Raw genomic sequence first — 17,711 nt, forward strand, 5'->3', positions numbered from 1 at the left:
AGCTATGGGAAAAATATTAGAAGTTAAGAATCTTACAGTCCACATCAAGACGCACAAGGGCGTTGTCCAGGCTGTGCGCGGCGTGGATTTTTACCTGAATGAGCAGGAGACACTTGCAGTAGTAGGAGAGTCCGGTTCCGGAAAATCCATTACTATGAAGGGCGTTATGGGAATCCTCCCAAAGAACGGAAAAGTAGTAGATGGAAGCGTAATGTTCCAGGGAAATGATCTGACCAAATATTCAGAGCGCCAGATGCAGCAGGTGCGCGGAAGTGAGATCGCCATGATCTTCCAGGACCCAATGACTTCCCTGAACCCGACTATGAAGGTTGGAAAACAGATCGAGGAAATGCTGAAGGAGCACCGCAAGGAGATGAGCAAGGCTGACCGCAAGGCAAGAGCGATCGAGCTTCTTTCCCTGGTTGGAATTTCCAATCCGGAGGCACGTTATGACCAGTATCCCCACCAGTTATCTGGTGGTATGAGACAGCGTGTTGTTATCGCCATCGCACTGGCTTGTGATCCAAAGGTGCTGATCGCAGATGAGCCTACCACAGCCCTTGACGTAACCATCCAGGCACAGATCCTGGATCTGATGCGTGATCTTCAGAAAAAGATCAAAACATCCATTATCATTATCACCCACAACCTTGGTGTTGTAGCAAATATTGCTGACCGTGTTGCGGTTATGTACGGTGGTAAATTAGTTGAAACTGGAGATGTGGCAGATATTTTCCATAATCCATGTCATGAATATACAAAAGGCCTTCTTCGTTCCATTCCAAAGGCACACGAAAAAGGTGGTGAGCTTCAGGCAATCCCAGGAACTCCTCCGGATCTGATGGAGCCGCCGGTTGGATGTCCTTTTGCGGCAAGATGTAAGGAAACTATGATCGTCTGCCAGAAATACATGCCGGATTATACCGATTGCGGCAAGAATCACAAGTCCGCATGCTGGATGCTTGACGAGATGGCACAGGAGGTAAACTCTGATGAAAAATGATGGTAAGCAGGTACTTCTTGATGTCAAGAACCTGAAGAAATACTTTGATGTTGGAAATAAAAAGATCCTGAAGGCCGTGGATGACGTTTCCCTTCAGATTTATAAAGGAGAAACTCTTGGTCTGGTTGGAGAGTCCGGTTGTGGTAAGTCTACTTTCGGAAGAACTGTGATCCATCTGTATGAGCCGACGGAAGGATCTGTAACCTTCGATGGCACCAGGATCGACAAGAACCTGGACGCGAAACAGAGACATGATCTTTGCAGAAGAATGCAGATGATCTTCCAGGATCCATATGCTTCCCTGAACCCAAGAAGAAAAATCCTGGATATTGTAGCAGAGGGAATTGACGCTCATGGCCTTGCAGCCAACAAAAAAGAGCGTAATGAGAAGGTAATTGAGCTTCTGGAGACTGTTGGTCTTCAGGCAGAGCATGCGGACCGTTTTCCACACGAGTTTTCCGGCGGACAGCGCCAGCGTGTTGGTATCGCCCGTGCCCTTGCAGTAAACCCGGACTTCATTGTATGTGATGAGCCGATTTCCGCTCTGGACGTTTCCATCCAGGCGCAGGTTATCAACCTTCTGGAGCAGCTTCAGAGAGAGCGTGGACTGACTTATCTGTTTATTGCCCATGATCTTTCCATGGTGAAGCATATCAGTGACCGTATCGGTGTTATGTACCTGGGATCTCTTGTTGAGCTTGCTGACAGCGAAGAGCTTTTCGAGAACCCAATGCATCCGTATACCAAGGCGCTTCTTTCCGCTATTCCGATTCCGGATCCGGATATTGAGAAGAACCGTCAGAGAATCATGCTGGAGGGTACACTTCCCAACCCCATCGGGCTTGGAGATGAGTGTAAGTTCTGCAGCCGCTGTCCTGTTTGCAAGGATAGCTGCCACAAGAGCCAGCCGAAGCTTGTTGAGGTGAAGCCGGGACATTTTGTTGCTTGCAGCCAGTGTGCGGAGTAATATTTCAGTTAGCGGATAAATAAGACAGCAGGAAACAGGAGGAAGAAGGATGTTCATTGAGGAACGGCAGACTGCCATCGAAAAAGTCCTTCGGGAACAGGGAAAAGTCCGGACCAAAGAACTAAGCGAAATGTTCCAGGTCACAGAGGACTGCATCCGTAAAGATTTGAAAACTCTTGAGAATGCCGGCAAATTAAAAAGAACTTACGGTGGTGCGATTCTTTCCCAGGATTACCCGCTGGAAAGAGATGTTATTGATAGAAGAAATTATCATGTGGAAAAGAAGATGGTGATCGCGGCCAAGGCGATGACGCTGATCAAGGAGCGGGAAGCCATTTTCCTTGACATTTCCACGACTAATATTGAGCTTGCCAAGCTTCTTGCAAAATCAAAAATGCAGCTTACGGTAGTAAGCAATATGATCGATATTTTGCAGCTGCTTGCGCAGAATCCCAAGATTACAGCTATAGGAACTGGCGGTATCATGTACCCTACGGTAAACGGATTCCTGGGTTCCGCAGCAATCCAGGTGATCCGGCAGTACAGCTTTGACCGGGCATTTATGGGAAGCTGCGGAATTGATATGATGGATCACACTGTCACCACACTTGGCGTGGAGGATGGACTGACCAAGAAGGCGGCAATTGAGAGCAGCCGTCACAAATATGCTGTGATGGAGCGGGAAAAATTTTATTTTAATGAATCTTACAAATTTACACAGCTTGATGAGCTGGACGGGATCATTACAGATGAGTTCCCAGACCAGTCGGTGCAGGATATGCTGGATTCCCTTGGAGTGACGCTCTATTAAGAGCTGGCAGCCCGGGAATGGAGCAACGAACTGTGAAGACTGGCAGGAATGCGGATTGATCCCTGAAATTTCCAGAGCGCAGAGCATTGTGAGAATAACTGGTTACAATGCGCTAATATCTTGCTGGGTGAAAGGAAAAAGAGGATATGAGCAAATTTACTTTGGAGGTTTGTGCAGATTCTGTGGAATCTGTACTGGCCGCTGAGAAAGGCGGAGCAGACAGGATTGAGCTTTGCGGGAATGTGGTGATCGGAGGAACGACCCCGTCCGAGAGTCTTTATCGTGAGATCCGTAAGCACAGCGATATTAAGATCCATGCGCTGATTCGTCCAAGATTTGGCGATTTTTGTTATACAGAATATGAATTTGATATTATTCGTTCAGAAGTGAGAAGATTCCGTGAGCTGGGCGCCCAGGGCGTTGTAATCGGTATGTTAAGACCGGACGGTTCCCTGGATGTGGAGCATCTGGCACAGCTTATGGAGGAAGCGAAGGGGATGTCAGTTACATTGCACAGAGCGTTTGATGTGTGCAAAGATCCTATGGAGGCTTTGGAGCAGGCGATTTCTCTTGGCTTTCACACGATTCTTACATCCGGACAGAAGAATAACTGTGTGGAGGGAACGCCTCTTCTTGCAGAACTTGTTAAGAAGAGTGCTGGTCGTATCCATATTATGGCCGGTGCAGGAGTGAATTCAGATGTGATTGCTCCAATCTATGAGAAAACCGGAATCACAGATTATCATATGACGGGCAAGGTTTTGCTGGACAGTGAAATGAAGTACCGCAAAGAGGGCGTGAGTATGGGACTGCCATCTTTGAGCGAGTATGAGATTTTCCGCACCAGCGAGGGTGAGGTGAAGAAGGCCCGGAAGGTATTAGAAACTTTGTGATAAGCATAAGGAAGCGAAAAGCGGACTGTGATTATCATGTAGAACGCTCTTTCACAAAAAAGAACATATCTTTCGTGAAAGAGCGTTTTTTGCTACAAGGAGGATGAATAGATGTTTCTTCAAAACAGTCAGAAGAAGATTGAAGAAGAATTTTTGAAATTAACAGAGAAGCTTGGAGCGGACAGGGAGCCGTTGAAGACAATCTGTGAGAAGCTGGATGGATGTGGAAGAGACCTGGGGCTGGCGATGAAGTATTTGTATGTGACAGCGCCTTATAGTGATCTGGTGAATTATTCCTTTGAGGATATTCAGGATTTCGCGGGACATGGACTGTTTCTTTATAATACTTTGGAGCGTGTGAAAGAGCTGCCGGAGGAAATGTTTTTGAATTATATCCTGGATCATAGAGTGAATGAGGAAGAGGTGCTACCTTGCAGAACTCTTTTCTGGAATGAGTTAAAAGACAGAATTGAAGGAAAAAATGCGAAAGATGCAGCAATAGAGGTAAATTACTGGTGTGCAGAGGAAGCTACTTATCATAGCGGGGACGACCGTACACTTCCGGCACTTACAGTGTACAGAAGAGGCTACGGACGTTGCGGCGAGGAGTCTGTTTTTCTGGTAAATGCCCTTCGAAGTGTGGGAATTCCGGCCAGGCAGGTGTATGTGCCAAGATGGTCCCACTGTGATGACAATCACGCATGGGTGGAGCTTTGGTGCGATGGAAAATGGTATTTCACAGGAGCCTGCGAGCCGCTTATGATCCTGAATAAGGGCTGGTTTACCAATGCCTCTTCCAGAGCCATGATGGTGCATTCACGCCTGTTTGATCTTTTCCCGGCAGAGGGGGAGGATGTGATCGGTAAAGAAGGTGCAGCAGTTATGCTGAACCAGACTGCGCGCTATGCTAAGGTGAAAACAGTTTCTGTGAAAGTGCTGGATAAGACTGGTGCTCCGGTGAAAGGTGCGCAGGTGCAGTTCCAGGTGCTGAATATGGGAGAGTATTTCCCTATTGCAAAGGCTGAGACAGACGAGAATGGAACTGTTTCTTTGGTAACTGGTTTGGGAAGCGTAAGAGTTCTGGCGTTCCTTCCGGGAATGGAGGGATTCGCACAGGCAGATCTGGATACCAGAGCGCTAGGTGAGATTTCCCTGACTCTTACTGGTGAGGCTGTGGAAGCTGAAGATTGGAGAGCAGTAGATGTGATTGCTCCAGTTGACACCCCGGTGAACCCAGACATGCCTACCCCGGAGCAGAAAGCCGAGGGAACCAGACGCATGAACGAGGCGAACAAGATCCGCAAAGAAAAGAAAGAGAACTGGGTGAATCCGGAACTGACCGCTTTTCTTGCAGGTGAAGATGAGAAGGAGCTTCGCCAGGCAATGGTGGATGTGCTTTCAGAGAAGGATCATACAGACTGTGTTTGCAATGTGCTGGAAGAGCATCTGGAATATGGAAAGGTGTATGCTAAGGAGTACCGAGATCTTGTTTTAAATGCTAATGGCTATAACCTCTATATTAATTACGTGTTAAATCCCCGTGTGGAAGACGAGCTCCTTCGTCCATACCGAAAAGAAATTCTCTCCTTCTTCACAGACGAGCAGAAAGCCGCTTTCCGTGTAAATCCGGCAGAAATCTGGAATTATATTCAGACCCATATCGTCGCTTACCCGGACAACGAGCGTGAAACCGTAATGGAAACTCCATATGAATGCCTGGTATCCGGCATTGGTACCCAGCGTTCCCAGAAGGTACTTTTCGTGGCAATTGCCCGGACGCTGGGAATCCCGGCAAGATTGAACCCGGATAATAAGGTAATGGAATATTGGGCAATGGATCATTTCGTTCCCGTTTTGAAACAGCAGGAGGGCGGCGCAGTTCTCATACTGAAAAAAGAGGCAGATGCTGTATGGAACTACTATCAGAACTGGACAATGGGACGTCTGGTTGGAAATGAGTATGTTTCCCTGAATCTTACAGGCAGAAGCTGGGAAGGGGACACTTTGGAGCTTGCACTGATTCTGGGAACCTACCGGATCATCACCACCAACCGTCTTCCAAACGGAAATCAGTTTGCCTGGGAGAAAACGTTTATTATAAAAGAAGGTGAGAAGCTGGAAGAAACCCTGCATCTTCGTGAAGCCCAGCTTGGGGATATGCTGGAGCGCATTTCTCTGCCAGAATTCAAGGTGAAAGATGCTGATGGAAACCAGGTAACCTGCGCTGATTTAACCAAAGGCGGCAAGAAAATCCTCATGTGGCTGGAAGAGAGCCAGGAGCCTACGGAGCATATTTTGAATGAAATGCTGGAACATGCAGAAAAATTCCATAAATTTGAAAATTCCATTTCCTTTATGATCCGTACCCAGGAAGCCAAACAGGATCCGCTTTTGGCAAAAGTACTGAAGATATTCCCGAATGTTTCTGTCTATTACGATTCCTTTGAGGAAAACATCGAGCTTCTGGGACGAAGAATGTATGTTGATCCGGACAAGCTTCCGCTGATCCTGGTAACAAATGGCGAGTCTGTAGGGATTTATGCAACCAGCGGATATAATGTAGGAACTGGCGATATGCTGATCCGTATTATGGAAGAAGTGCCGGAGGTGCAAGTATGAGTAAATACACAGAAATTCACCCAGATGGACAACGCGCATACCAGTTTGTAGCTGACACGGCATACGTCCGTGAATCCGGCACAAAGGGTGAGCACAAAGCAGCAGAATACATTCTGAAAGAAGTAGAGCAGGCTTCTGCCCAGCCAGGAAGGTCCGCCTACATCCAGACACCCCGCATGGAATTTTTCCAGTGTCCGGATTTTCAGCAGAAAAAGGCAGAGCTGGTAATCTGCCAGCCTTATGAGAAGGCTTATCCGGTGCGTGCCTACCTGAATGGCGCCTGTACCCCGGAGGAAGGCATTACCGCACCATTTCTCTTCGTGGGAAAGGGCGACGACATCAGTCTTTCCAAGGCAAAAGGGGCAGTTGTGCTGGTCTGCGATCCTATTCGTGAAGATATGATAAATAAAATAAAAGCAGCAGGTGCACTTGGCTTTGTAACCGTATGCGGCACGCCACTGGATCAGGGGGAAGCCCGGATTCCCACCCAGTACCGCCGCAAGGCAGGTGATCTTCCAGGCGCATCTGTCCATTATCTGGATGCAGTGGAAATCGTGGAGAAACAGGCTTCCCAGTGCTGCCTGAACATTCAGCAGAGCGAGATTTCCCGCAATTCCGCCAATGTGGCAGTACGCATTCTGGGAACTGATTTTCCAGAAGAAATTGTTACAGTAACAGCTCACTATGATTCTGTTCCGGAAGGCCCTGGCGCATATGACAATATGTCCGGCGGAGCCATGGTGATGGAAGCTTTCCATCATTTCGCAGAGCACAGACCAGCCAGAACCATGGAGTTCATCTGGTTTGGCTCCGAGGAAAAAGGTCTGGTTGGAAGCCAGAATTATGTGAAATCCCATGAGGGAGAAATGAGCAGCCATGTGTTTAATCTGAACGTAGACCTGGCAGGGCAGCTCCTGGGCGGAAATGTACTGGGAGTCACCGCTGATCCTACGGTTTGCGTAGAACTGAAGAATCTTATGGAAGAGAACCAGCTTGGTGTTACCATTAAAAATCAGGTCTGGGCCAGCGATTCTAATACTTTCGCATGGAAAGGTGTGCCAGCGCTTACCTTAAACCGTGACGGCTTTGGCATGCATACAAGACACGATACAGTAGAATATATATCCCCTCGCGCACTGGAAGAAGGGGCGAAAACTCTCTGCACAGCAGCTGCATGGGTGGCAAACGAGCCAGAGCTTTCCTTTGAACGGGAAATTCCAGAGGATATGAAGCGGGAGTTGGAAAAATATTTTGCCTGATGATAAAATTCTGAAATATAATTTCACAGAGATATGGGCGATTATGTAAATTTATCCGTAACTATTCCGTCAGGTGTTTTTGGTGAACAAAGTTCACAGAAAACCCGAGGATTGTGGCGAGAAATCATGCAAAGCATGAGTTCTGTGCATTGCGGAGCGTGTAGCTGTGAAGGCACTGAACAGTTACATTTTTTCTTTTAAAAGATGTCTGTTGGCGAGTATTTATGAGCGAAATTGCTGGCAGATGTCTGAAAGAATTTTTACAGGAAAGGACATTACAAAATGAACAAAGTAATCGAAGAAAGAACAAAACGTACCGAATGGTACCGTGACGCCCGTTTCGGTATGTTTATTCACTGGGGACTTTATGCAATCCCCGCCAGAGGAGAATGGGTGCGCAGTGTGGAGCAGATCCCACATGAGGACTACTGCCATCTTACCGAAGAGTTCACAGCTGAGAACTACAATCCAAGAGAATGGGCGCGTCTTGCGAAAAAGGCAGGCATGAAATACGCTGTGCTTACAGCCAAACACCACGACGGCTTCTGCCTTTTTGACACCAAACTGACTGACTATAATTCCATGAACGCAGCCTGCCACAAAGACCTGGTAAAAGAGTTCCTGGAGGCATTCCGTGCGGAAGGAATCAAAGTCGGCCTGTATTTTTCCATTATAGACTGGCGCCACCCGGATTTCCCTCACTACAGTGATATGCATCATCCAATGCGCAATCATCCGGAATGCTCCAATGAAAACCGCGATTTCGACCGTTATCTGGAATTTATGTTTGGGCAGATCAAAGAGCTTCTTACCAATTATGGTAAGCTGGATCTGATGTGGTTCGACTTCTCCTATGGCGATATGAAGTGCGACAAATGGAAAGCCCAGGAGCTGATTTCCATGGTGCGTTCCATCCAGCCCTGGCTGATTATTGATAACCGTCTGGAGGGCAGTGCTGAGGACTCCGGTTCTATCCTTACAGCAAATCCTACCGAATATTCCGGCGATTTCGCATCTCCGGAGCAGATGATCCCGCCAGCAGGAATCCGCAATGAGCTTGGTGATCCGGTACCATGGGAAGCCTGCCTGACCCTGAATAACAATTGGGGCTATTCCTCCAGTGACCGTCATTATAAATCAGCTGAAATGGTCATCCACATGCTGGTTGAGTGTGTCAGCAAGGGCGGAAACCTGCTCCTGAATGTGGGCCCTGACGCAAAAGGCCGTATTCCGAAGGAATCTGTGAAGATTCTGGAAGAAGTAGGGGAGTGGATGGATGAGAATTCCAAGAGTATCTACGGCTGCGGCTACGCTGAGATTGATAAACCGGAATGGGGCCGTTACACCCGCAACGGAAATAAGATTTATGCCCACGTTATGGAATCTCAGGCAGGAGCAATCCCTCTTACCGGAATTCACGGTAAGATCAAAAAACTCCGCCGTCTTTCCGACAATTCCGAGGTAAAGCTTACGGATTACTGGAACCTGAAGGAATACTCCCAGAATCAGTTCTTTTTCCTCAACGCTGACACCTGCGACAGCTACCCCCTGCCTGACAGCCGTGACACTGTTGTGGAAGTAACATTGGAAGAAACTGAAGAATAAACAGAGAAAAAGTGGAACTTGGAGCCAAATAAGTAGACCTTGAAGTCACCAAAATAGACATATAAACCCAAATGTGGATATTTAGGCTACAAAAGAGAAGCTTGAAGTCATCAAAATGGATATTCAAACCACAAAGATGGACATTGAGTTATTAGCAAAAAAGAGAGACAGTGCACACATATGCCCTGCCTCTCTACTTTTTTAGAAATCCCTTATTTCATAACTTTCTCCAGCACTTCCATCATTCTCCGTGCAGCTTCTCTCAGCTTCTCCAGAGAGTTTGCATAAGAAATTCGAACATATCCCTCTCCACTGTTTCCAAAAGCAGTACCAGGAGTCATGGTTACATAGCACTCCTTCAGGATATACTTGCAGAACTCATCCGAAGTCATTCCTGTCTTTTTGATGTTCACGAACATGTAGAAGGCACTGTCCGGTTTCTGGCAGCTGCAGCCAGGAATCTGGTTGACGGCTTCGTAGATGAAATCCCTTCTGCGCTCATATTCTGCCACCATCTCAGCGGAAGGAGTATCATCTCCCTGAAGGGCAGCCACAGCAGCAGCCTGAACGAAGGAGTCGGGACAGGAAATGCTGTAAAAGCTAAGCCATATTTTTTCTTATATTCATCCCCAACTGCTTTACGGATGTCCTCGTAACCAATAACCGATCCATAATAGACTTTTTCAGCGTCCAGGGCCTCCTTTGCAGCCTCACAGATGTGTTTTGGAGTATCAAAATCAGGCTCGCCAATCTCAAGGTGAATAGCTGCCTGTTATGCAATATGCAGGATCGTAAACACCAGCGGAATTGAAACCAGGGAAAACAGGGTGGTGATAAACACGCCCTTCGTGGCCAGCACCTGGTCTTTTTTATACTGGGTAGCAAAAAGAACCACCGTATTGCCTACCGGCATGCTCAAAAGCACAAAGATAATTCCGCGGATATAAGCATCTGATATGGTCAGACAAAGGAGAGGCCAGATCAGAATCGGCACCAGCAGCTGCTTCAGTGCCGTAAAAATATAAATTTTCCAGTCGTTAAACATCTCTCTAAAAGGCATTCCCGCCAGATTTGCCCCGATCAGCAGCATAGCAAGCGGAGAGGTAAGTCCGCCGATACTTCCAATAGCGCCCGTCACAGGGGCTGGTACCTGAACCGGGAAAAAGTACAAAAGCAGGGCCAGGATGGAACCGATCATTCCTGGATTCAGGATCGCTTTCAGACTCAGTCCGCTTTTTTTCCCGGAACCGTAGTGCATCATCCATACGCCAATGGAATAGGCGCTCAGGTTAAAAAGAATGTTCAGCACTGCCGCATAGAGCAAAGCCTGTTCTCCATATAAAGCTGTGATCATGGGAAAACCCATAAATCCCACGTTGGAGTAAGTATTCATAAAAGCGTACACACCCTGCTGGTTCTGGGGCAGGTGAAGAAGCCGGACTGCGGAGAAGCTGACCAGGGGAAGCAGAAGGTAGACGACCAGGGATACGAGGAAAACGGTGATAACCCGGCTGGAATCATCGGCCTCCGTTCTTGTAAGAACCGAATTCAGGATGATCAGGGGCATGGTCACATTTACCATCAGTCTGGTCAAATGGGAATCTACCTCGGGGTTGAGGATCCCTAGCTTAAATAAACCATATCCGCAGAACATGATGAGAAATAATTGGATCATCTGGGCAATTAAAACGTGGATATCCATAATAAGGACCCTCCTTCTGTACGATACTTAGCAACTATTTTGCAGCTTGCATTCGGCGTAGTGCATCATTGTGAAAATGTGGAGCTGTTACCATAACTAATTGTATTTACTGATAGAAAATAGATTTACAGGATGCTGTTTTGGGTATTTCCATCAACAGGAAATCTACCGCATTCTCTGTAGAAGTCCGAACCAGCTCCCTTGCTGCTTCATCTGTGGAAAAGCTTACATGGGCTGTATAGACTACATTTTCCATCTGGCAAAGCTCTGCGAAAACCGGATTATCTGGATACCTGCCTTTGAAATCTTTTCGGACGATATCATCTTCCCCTTCGTATACGTTGAAGGCAAAGGCAGATAACTTACCGCTTTTCAGGCTGTCCAGAACAGCTGCGGCAACACCGGCAATATTTCCGACGCCAAGTGTGGAGGCCAGGGCGGAGCAAACGGCTGCAAGGGAACTGATCCCTTTTTCAGAACCTAATTTCCTCCTCGATGTAGATTAGCAATCGAAGTGTTCAGGCCTGTTTCGTACGATTCCTGTTTATCTTGGTATTTAGGCTATCACATAATATAGTGGAAAACAAGTTGTGGTTAGCTATGTTTATCTATTGCCAGAAAAAATGGAATACCATAGTTTTTCACAATATAAAAAGAACCCCGGAAATGAATATTCCGAAGCTCCTTTTTGGGGGATATTCTGTCAGCCAGCCTTTTGTATAAAAATTTTGCTAATTCAAACATTCCAGAAATTCCCCTTCCGGCGTCTGTAACCTGGACGCCATGTTTATTTCGGGAAAAAATAGTGATTCCCAATTCTATTTCCAGCTTCTTCACTTCATTGGAAAGAGTAGGCTGTGTAATGTACAGAACCTGACTGGCCCTGGAAAAGCTGCCTTGCTCTGCAATCATGACCACGTATTTCATTTGCTGCAGATTTGTGCCTGTCCCTTCTTTGGTTATCGTAAATAAGATAAAATATTCTGTACTTCCAGCGAGCTGTCTTAGTATTCTTAAAAGGCTCGTTGTTCACGAAATAAAAAAGCGAAGAGGCAAACTCTCTGTCTGCCTCTTCGCATATTCGAATCATAGCATATTCAAAAAGAAAATACAAGCCTATTTTTTATTCTTCCAAACACTTCGCGCCACCATACAGATGAGAATCGTAATTACCATATCCGGCAGTGTATTTCCCACAGGAATATCAATTCTCATTAAAATTCGGTACAGAACAAATCCGATCACCCAGATCACCGCATTCGTGATGTCAACCGACTCGCCCAGGCTGTCGGTACGTTTCAGCAGGAAGAAGTCTGCAATCTGAATGGCGATCATCGGTGCAAATACAGATCCGATGAGATACAGGAAATCGGTAATGTTGTCCATTGGATATACAATTGCAGCAATTGTTCCGATGATGGTTACAGCAATTGCGGCATATTTTCCATTTATTTTGGAAAATACCGATTCAGATGAAATTCCGGCGGAGTAAGCATCCAGGAATGTGGTGGTAACAGTGGAAAATACAATGATCAGAAGACCTGCAATTCCAAGTCCGGCCTTCACCATAATCTGGGCAATATCGGATTCACCGGTATAAATAGCGGCGCCCATACCGATTACATACATCCAGCAGCTTACCAGGCCGTAGACAACGGAGCTGACAGCGGTTGCTTTCACTGGCTCCTTCGCCTCGCGGGTATAGTCGCTGATCAGCGGCAGCCAGGACAGTGGCATTGCCACGGAAAGCTCAACCGCTGCGCCGAAGGACATGGCTTCCCCGCCAATGGCAAGCGCAGTTCCGCCATCAAAGAAGATCAGCTTGCAGAGCACCAGTGTGAGGATAAAAAGTGCTGCCATAGCGATGGTGTTGATTTTCCCAAGGTTGGTGATGCCAATAAAAATCCACAGTACGATCAGTGCACCAATTACCAGACACCATACCCAGCTTCCGGTATGTAACACGCCGTCTGCAGCCAGTGCTCCGTCGTAGATCATAATGGCAGTCCAGCCAACCAGCTGGAGCACGTTCAGGAAGGAGAAGAAGATTCCGCCCTTTTCCCCGAAGCTCATTTTTACAGTTTCCATGGCGCTGCGGCGTGTTTTTCCGCCTATGACTCCGGCTAGGAAAAGCATGGTGCAGCCGATAAGATGTCCGATAATAATGGCAAGAAGGCCTTTTTGGAAGCCCAGCGGGGCAAAGTAAGTTCCAGTGAGGATTTCCGCCAGGGAAACACCTGCGCCGAACCAGATCAGGCCGTTTTCGAAGATGGAGGTACGTTTTTCGGTCATGTTAGTTGTCCTCCTTTGCAAGTGTAAACTCATTTTTGATCGCAAATCCATGATCCATAGGTCCGCTGCCTTTTCCCAGATCCAGCATAGCAGCCAGTGCCCCGGAAATATATTTCTTGGCCCGCTCCACGGAAGTATCCAGGTCAAATCCCTTTGCCAGATTAGAGGCAATGGCACTGGATAAGGTACATCCTGTTCCGTGGGTGTTGGGATTCTGGATCCGTTTTCCCTGGAACCATTTGTGTTCCCCATCACGCCAAAGAAGGTCGTTAGCGTCATTTAGCTGATGACCACCCTTGCAAAGCACTGCGCAGTGGTATTTTTCCCCGATGGCAGCAGCGGCTTTGAGCATATCATCTGCAGTTTCTATTTTCATTCCGGAAAGTACCTCAGCCTCCGGAATATTCGGTGTCAGGACAGTTGCCAGGGGAAGAAGCTGGCTTTTCAGCGCTTCGATGGCTTCGTCGTTGATCAGTTTGGCGCCGCTTGTGGCAACCATAACCGGGTCCACTACAATATTTTTCGCCTGGTACTGGTGAAGCTTCCGGGCAATGGTTTCGATCAGCGCACTGGAAGATACCATTCCAATTTTTACTGCGTTCGGATAAATATCTGTGAAAATATTATCCAGCTGATCGGCCAGAAATTCTGGCGAAGCCTCCATGATTCCTGTTACACCGGTAGTATTCTGTGCGGTAAGTGCTGTGATGGCACTCATTGCATATACTCCATTGCTGATCATTGTCTTGATGTCAGCCTGGATACCGGCGCCTCCGCTGGAGTCACTTCCAGCGATTGTTAATGCTGTTCTCATAATGTTTCATCCTTTCTCCTGGCCTTGTCTGATCCACTCTGTAATTTCCTGGCTTGTCACTTGCCGTGCATATTGACAGAAGCGTTTCAAACAGGCACTTGTATTATTTATGCATTAATTTTATATAGCGTCCGAAAGTGGTGCCCCCAGCCGAACGCTGCATTGGGTTACGGCTCACAGAGTGACCAGTAACCTGCATTGCTGCCATATGAAAAAAAGAGACACCCGCATGTGGTGTCTCCGAAAAAAATCAAAACCATGATGACTTCCTACGGCGGCATTATCCGCATCAGGTAAAGGGTCGAAATTCACAATTTCCTCTCAGCTTGTCTACAAGCTCCCCTGTTCTTTTGTTATTATAGTAATAATGGGAAAAATTGTCAATAAGTTATTGAAATCCTTAAAAAAAGCCGAAATAATGAGAAAAATCCCTCAATTCAACCAGCGGTAGGGTGACGGATCTCCTGTTTTGTGGCAGAATCAAAATCCAGCCTTATTGAAAAAGAACATATATTTATTTGGCATCTAACTCCATGACCAGTACCTGGTATCCATGCAATTTAACAGTCTCTCCATCCATAACCACATCCGGATAGTTGTTGAGCAGCACCTTTTTGCATGTCGTCGGAAGTGTGATTTCCTGCTCCTCCCACTGATAATTGCCAACCACCAGCAGAGTTTTATCGCCCTTACGGTAGTAAGCCATCAGATTGTGACGGTTCTCCATAAACGGCTCCAGAGCACCGTACACAACCGTCTCTTTGTATTCAGGATTTTTGCGAAGTGCGATCAGCTGTCTGTAAAAATGGAATACAGAGTCAGGATCTTTTCGCTCATCCTCCACATTAATGGAAGTATAATTGGGATTTACCCGAAGCCATGGCGTTCCAGCCGTAAATCCGGCATTTTCCCCACCCGTCCACTGCATAGGGGTACGGGCATTGTCACGGCTGTGGCGCGCAACGGCTTTCAGAGCTGCTTCAGGAGTAAGCCCTGCGTCAAGTGCAACCTTATACTCGTCCAAAGTAGAAATATCATCCACCTCATCAATAGACTTAAATGGCACATTTTCCATACCAAGCTCCTGCCCCTGGTAAATAAACGGCAGTCCGCGAAGCATGAAATTCAATGCTGCCAGCAGCTTTTTACTTGTGTCACAGCAGTCCCCCTCCGGAATGTAGTGGCTGACACCGCGAGGCTCGTCATGGTTCTCAATAATATTGGAAACAAATCCGAAATCCCCCATTTTTGCCTGTGTCTCAAAACAGCAGCGCTTGTAATCATCTGGAGTGATCTCTTTATAATCATACCAGCCCTTCTCAGAACCGCCGAAAATGGTCTCATTGAAATCAAACATAGAAGAAAAATATCCGTTATCCCCGATGAAATCCGGAAGCTCCTCGTCCTTTGCGTTAAAAACCTCACCTACGGAAAAAGCATCGTGAGGCTTGAAGGTGCGGTCCCGCATTTCTCCAAGAAATTCTCCGATCCCGGTAGCTTCCTCCAGCATTTTTCCAATGTAGCAAAGGCCGTCCTCACGGTCTGGCTCATAGTCGTGCATGGGCAGAGCCTTCTTGATATTGATAATGGCGTCAATGCGGAAGCCGCCCAGACCCTTGTCCAGCCACCAGTTGATATTCTTGTAAACCTCTTCCCGAAGCTCCGGATTTTCCCAGTTCAGGTCCGGCTGATTCTTGTGAAAAACATGAAGGTACTGCTTGTTGGTTCCCGGCAGATCCTCCCACACCGGGCCGCCGAAATAGGAGCGCCAGTTGGTAGGAAGCCTGCCATCCTCCTTGTCTCTTAAATAGAAGAAACGGCCGTATTTTCCGTCTGGATCCTCGCAAGCCTTTTTGAACCATTCGTGTTCATCGGAGCAGTGGTTCACAACCAGGTCCATAACAATATACATGTCCCGCTTCTTCGCCTCAGCAATAAGACGGTCCATATCCTCCATGGTTCCGAAGCGCGGGTCAATGTCATAATAATCGGAAATATCGTATCCCTGGTCGGCCAGCGGGGAGCGATAGCAAGGGGAAAGCCAGATAATATCCACTCCCAGATCTTTCAGATAATCCAGTTTCTCTATAATTCCCGGCAGATCGCCGATCCCGTCGCCATTTGTGTCATAAAAACTCTTTGGGTAAATTTGGTAAGCAACCTTATCCTGCCACCATTTTCGTTTCATATAATAGATCCTCCTACAAAATGTTTTCGATGTGTTTTTTTAAGTTGGTTTTGTCATTGAGTACATTATACATACATATGGTGGAAATATCTTCCCTTAATCTGATGAAAAAATACGATATTTTGACATTTTAGAAATTATGCTATTGAACCTTGTGAATGAGGGCTGGTTAGGACATGCTTCTAAAAGCACTTCTTGCAGAAAGCCTTTTTCAAACATGCTTTAGTCTGCTGACTCGTTTGCCTGCTCTCGCTTGCGATAGTGCAGCGGCGTAGTTCCTGTGTACCTGCGGAATTCCCTGAGAAAATTTCCCATATTATTATATCCGCAGTCCAGGCAAACCTCAGTTATGGGAAGAGAGCTGTCTCTTAGCATCTGCATTGCCTGACGGATCCGATATTCATTCAGATATTCCACCGGCGACATCCCGAGCGCTTTTTTGAAAAAACGGCAAAAATACTGCTCGTTCAGTCCGATGAGAGCGGCAAGGTCCCGGATATAGATTTTCTCCTGGTAATGCTCCCGGATATAGGTGATGGCTGTTTTGATGGTTTCCACCCGGTGGTTGTCCGGCTTCTCTGTCTGGGAAAAAAGCTGCTGCTGTTCCAGAGTGGCGAAAAATTGCAAAAGAGAAGCTTTGATGATAAGCTGGTCCGCTAAATCTACCGATATCGTTCCCGAAGCGCGCAGGGAAGTGAGATGGAAATGCTCATTGTCGTAGGTCAAAGTTTCAGGTGAGCTGCTTCTGGAAAAGGCATCCGCAATGTTAAAAAATATAGCGCGAAGAGCAGAAAATGCAGGATGCTCTTTGGAAATTGATCTTGGAAAGTGCAGCTGCCCATTTTGCATAGGCTGGATCAGCTGGGCTTGCACCGTGTCATAAAAAGGTGAGCAAAGCAGTTCGGGCTGGAATACAACCGCATATTCCTGCAAGGGTTCCCTGGAAGCAGAACGGATGCTGTGCAATTCTCCAGGATTGACGAAATAAAAGCATTCGGATCGGATATCAAAAGCTTCCATATTGATTTCCATTCTAAAATTTCCGTCTGGAAAATAAAGGATTTCGGCTTCCTTGTGCCAATGGTGCTTTACCATAAATCCATGTCCGCACATCTGCGTCTGATAAAAAGCACAGGGAAAAGACTGGGTTCCATGAGGATTGGTTTCTTTCAAGTCAGGAGCTTGCTGCTGATACATGGGTACCTCCGAAAAATAGGGAATGAGTTTCTTCTATTATAAAAAGATTGTTATATTGACGCTATCATGGATGGGGAAAAAAGTCAATGCTAGTCTGGAGCCTGCCCCAAAAATCATTCCTGTTGCAGAAAGCCTTTTTCAAACACGCTCTAGTACAGCATTAATTACAACTTGGCTTGGCGGATTTTTTGGAGAAAATATCGCTTTCTGATAGGCGGATGGTGTTGATAAGTAAGTTGCACAAAAAAATATAGAATTTTTTGTAAAAAATGCTTGACTTCTACTTGCGGCAGTGGTAATATAAATAAGCTGTCGCAAGGAATTGCTTCTGAAATACTGAAAAATAAAATAGTTTTCAGAA

16 protein-coding genes, 1 pseudogene and 1 riboswitch are annotated in these 17,711 nt (G+C 46.7%); of the genes and pseudogenes, 7 read left to right on the plus strand and 10 right to left on the minus strand.

Annotated features, from left to right (window positions below; translation table 11 throughout):
* The first annotated feature begins 4 nt into the window (after positions 1 to 4).
* From LIQ05_RS10870 to LIQ05_RS10900, 7 genes are all read left to right on the plus strand, one after another.
* Positions 5 to 1,003: an ABC transporter ATP-binding protein gene (locus LIQ05_RS10870; RefSeq protein WP_226820527.1), complete on the plus strand. Its 999-nt coding sequence runs from the start codon at positions 5 to 7 to the stop codon at positions 1,001 to 1,003.
* Positions 993 to 1,970, plus strand: a complete 978-nt coding sequence (locus LIQ05_RS10875) for an ABC transporter ATP-binding protein (RefSeq protein WP_226820529.1) — start codon at positions 993 to 995, stop codon at positions 1,968 to 1,970. The genes LIQ05_RS10870 and LIQ05_RS10875 overlap by 11 nt, the downstream gene beginning before the upstream one ends.
* Before the next feature lie 49 nt (positions 1,971 to 2,019).
* Entirely contained in the window at positions 2,020 to 2,781 is a 762-nt protein-coding gene (locus LIQ05_RS10880; RefSeq protein WP_226820531.1) for a DeoR/GlpR family DNA-binding transcription regulator, read from the plus strand.
* A gap of 146 nt (positions 2,782 to 2,927) precedes the next feature.
* Positions 2,928 to 3,674: a copper homeostasis protein CutC gene (locus tag LIQ05_RS10885; protein WP_226820533.1), complete on the plus strand. Its 747-nt coding sequence runs from the start codon at positions 2,928 to 2,930 to the stop codon at positions 3,672 to 3,674.
* A gap of 111 nt (positions 3,675 to 3,785) precedes the next feature.
* On the plus strand, positions 3,786 to 6,293 hold the full coding sequence (locus tag LIQ05_RS10890; RefSeq protein ID WP_226820535.1) for a transglutaminase domain-containing protein: 2,508 nt from the start codon (positions 3,786 to 3,788) through the stop codon (positions 6,291 to 6,293).
* Positions 6,290 to 7,552: a M28 family metallopeptidase gene (locus tag LIQ05_RS10895; RefSeq protein ID WP_226820537.1), complete on the plus strand. Its 1,263-nt coding sequence runs from the start codon at positions 6,290 to 6,292 to the stop codon at positions 7,550 to 7,552. The genes LIQ05_RS10890 and LIQ05_RS10895 overlap by 4 nt, the downstream gene beginning before the upstream one ends.
* Positions 7,553 to 7,834: 282 nt before the next feature.
* Entirely contained in the window at positions 7,835 to 9,157 is a 1,323-nt protein-coding gene (locus LIQ05_RS10900) for an alpha-L-fucosidase (RefSeq protein WP_226820538.1), read from the plus strand.
* Between the two features lie 212 nt (positions 9,158 to 9,369).
* Here the strand turns inward: LIQ05_RS10900 and LIQ05_RS10905 are convergent, their stop codons facing one another.
* The 10 genes and pseudogenes from LIQ05_RS10905 to LIQ05_RS10950 form a co-directional block, all read right to left on the minus strand.
* On the minus strand, positions 9,370 to 9,768 hold the full coding sequence (locus tag LIQ05_RS10905; RefSeq protein ID WP_320051480.1) for an aminotransferase class I/II-fold pyridoxal phosphate-dependent enzyme: 399 nt from the start codon (positions 9,766 to 9,768) through the stop codon (positions 9,370 to 9,372).
* A gap of 161 nt (positions 9,769 to 9,929) precedes the next feature.
* Entirely contained in the window at positions 9,930 to 10,859 is a 930-nt protein-coding gene (locus LIQ05_RS10910) for an AEC family transporter (RefSeq protein WP_226820539.1), read from the minus strand.
* Between the two features lie 106 nt (positions 10,860 to 10,965).
* On the minus strand, positions 10,966 to 11,115 hold the full coding sequence (locus LIQ05_RS10915) for a hypothetical protein (protein WP_226820540.1): 150 nt from the start codon (positions 11,113 to 11,115) through the stop codon (positions 10,966 to 10,968).
* A gap of 141 nt (positions 11,116 to 11,256) precedes the next feature.
* A pseudogene (locus LIQ05_RS20310) lies at positions 11,257 to 11,328 on the minus strand (hypothetical protein); the annotation flags it as partial.
* 125 nt (positions 11,329 to 11,453) lie between these two features.
* On the minus strand, positions 11,454 to 11,786 hold the full coding sequence (locus LIQ05_RS10925) for a helix-turn-helix domain-containing protein (RefSeq protein ID WP_226820542.1): 333 nt from the start codon (positions 11,784 to 11,786) through the stop codon (positions 11,454 to 11,456).
* A 189-nt stretch (positions 11,787 to 11,975) separates the two neighbouring features.
* Entirely contained in the window at positions 11,976 to 13,151 is a 1,176-nt protein-coding gene (cytX, locus tag LIQ05_RS10930; RefSeq protein ID WP_226820544.1) for a putative hydroxymethylpyrimidine transporter CytX, read from the minus strand.
* A 1-nt stretch (position 13,152) separates the two neighbouring features.
* The gene (thiD, locus tag LIQ05_RS10935; protein ID WP_226820546.1) at positions 13,153 to 13,965 is read right to left on the minus strand and encodes a bifunctional hydroxymethylpyrimidine kinase/phosphomethylpyrimidine kinase; all 813 of its coding nucleotides are present in this window, start codon (positions 13,963 to 13,965) and stop codon (positions 13,153 to 13,155) included.
* Between the two features lie 249 nt (positions 13,966 to 14,214).
* Positions 14,215 to 14,319, minus strand: a riboswitch (TPP riboswitch).
* Positions 14,320 to 14,479: 160 nt separating this feature from the next.
* Positions 14,480 to 16,153: an alpha-glucosidase gene (locus LIQ05_RS10940; RefSeq protein ID WP_226820547.1), complete on the minus strand. Its 1,674-nt coding sequence runs from the start codon at positions 16,151 to 16,153 to the stop codon at positions 14,480 to 14,482.
* A gap of 222 nt (positions 16,154 to 16,375) precedes the next feature.
* Positions 16,376 to 17,350, minus strand: a complete 975-nt coding sequence (locus LIQ05_RS10945; RefSeq protein WP_226820548.1) for a helix-turn-helix domain-containing protein — start codon at positions 17,348 to 17,350, stop codon at positions 16,376 to 16,378.
* Between the two features lie 138 nt (positions 17,351 to 17,488).
* Positions 17,489 to 17,711 (minus strand): hypothetical protein (locus LIQ05_RS10950; protein WP_226820550.1); only part of this gene is annotated, 223 nt, incomplete at its 5' end.

The sequence above is a fragment of the Blautia glucerasea genome, from assembly GCF_020537505.1.
Classification (GTDB): Bacteria; Bacillota; Clostridia; order Lachnospirales; family Lachnospiraceae; genus Blautia_A.

Bases quoted from the DNA above. Each gene is read 5' to 3' on its own strand.
- thiD (WP_226820546.1), bottom strand. From the start codon at position 13,965: ATGAGAACAGCATTAACAATCGCTGGAAGTGACTCCAGCGGAGGCGCC.
- LIQ05_RS10875 (WP_226820529.1), top strand. From the start codon at position 993: ATGAAAAATGATGGTAAGCAGGTACTTCTTGATGTCAAGAACCTGAAG.
- LIQ05_RS10885 (WP_226820533.1), top strand. From the start codon at position 2,928: ATGAGCAAATTTACTTTGGAGGTTTGTGCAGATTCTGTGGAATCTGTA.
- LIQ05_RS10880 (WP_226820531.1), top strand. From the start codon at position 2,020: ATGTTCATTGAGGAACGGCAGACTGCCATCGAAAAAGTCCTTCGGGAA.
- LIQ05_RS10895 (WP_226820537.1), top strand. From the start codon at position 6,290: ATGAGTAAATACACAGAAATTCACCCAGATGGACAACGCGCATACCAG.
- cytX (WP_226820544.1), bottom strand. From the start codon at position 13,151: ATGACCGAAAAACGTACCTCCATCTTCGAAAACGGCCTGATCTGGTTC.
- LIQ05_RS10940 (WP_226820547.1), bottom strand. From the start codon at position 16,153: ATGAAACGAAAATGGTGGCAGGATAAGGTTGCTTACCAAATTTACCCA.
- LIQ05_RS10915 (WP_226820540.1), bottom strand. From the start codon at position 11,115: ATGGAAAATGTAGTCTATACAGCCCATGTAAGCTTTTCCACAGATGAA.
- LIQ05_RS10890 (WP_226820535.1), top strand. From the start codon at position 3,786: ATGTTTCTTCAAAACAGTCAGAAGAAGATTGAAGAAGAATTTTTGAAA.
- LIQ05_RS10925 (WP_226820542.1), bottom strand. From the start codon at position 11,786: ATGAAATACGTGGTCATGATTGCAGAGCAAGGCAGCTTTTCCAGGGCC.
- LIQ05_RS10945 (WP_226820548.1), bottom strand. From the start codon at position 17,350: ATGTATCAGCAGCAAGCTCCTGACTTGAAAGAAACCAATCCTCATGGA.
- LIQ05_RS10870 (WP_226820527.1), top strand. From the start codon at position 5: ATGGGAAAAATATTAGAAGTTAAGAATCTTACAGTCCACATCAAGACG.
- LIQ05_RS10900 (WP_226820538.1), top strand. From the start codon at position 7,835: ATGAACAAAGTAATCGAAGAAAGAACAAAACGTACCGAATGGTACCGT.
- LIQ05_RS10910 (WP_226820539.1), bottom strand. From the start codon at position 10,859: ATGGATATCCACGTTTTAATTGCCCAGATGATCCAATTATTTCTCATC.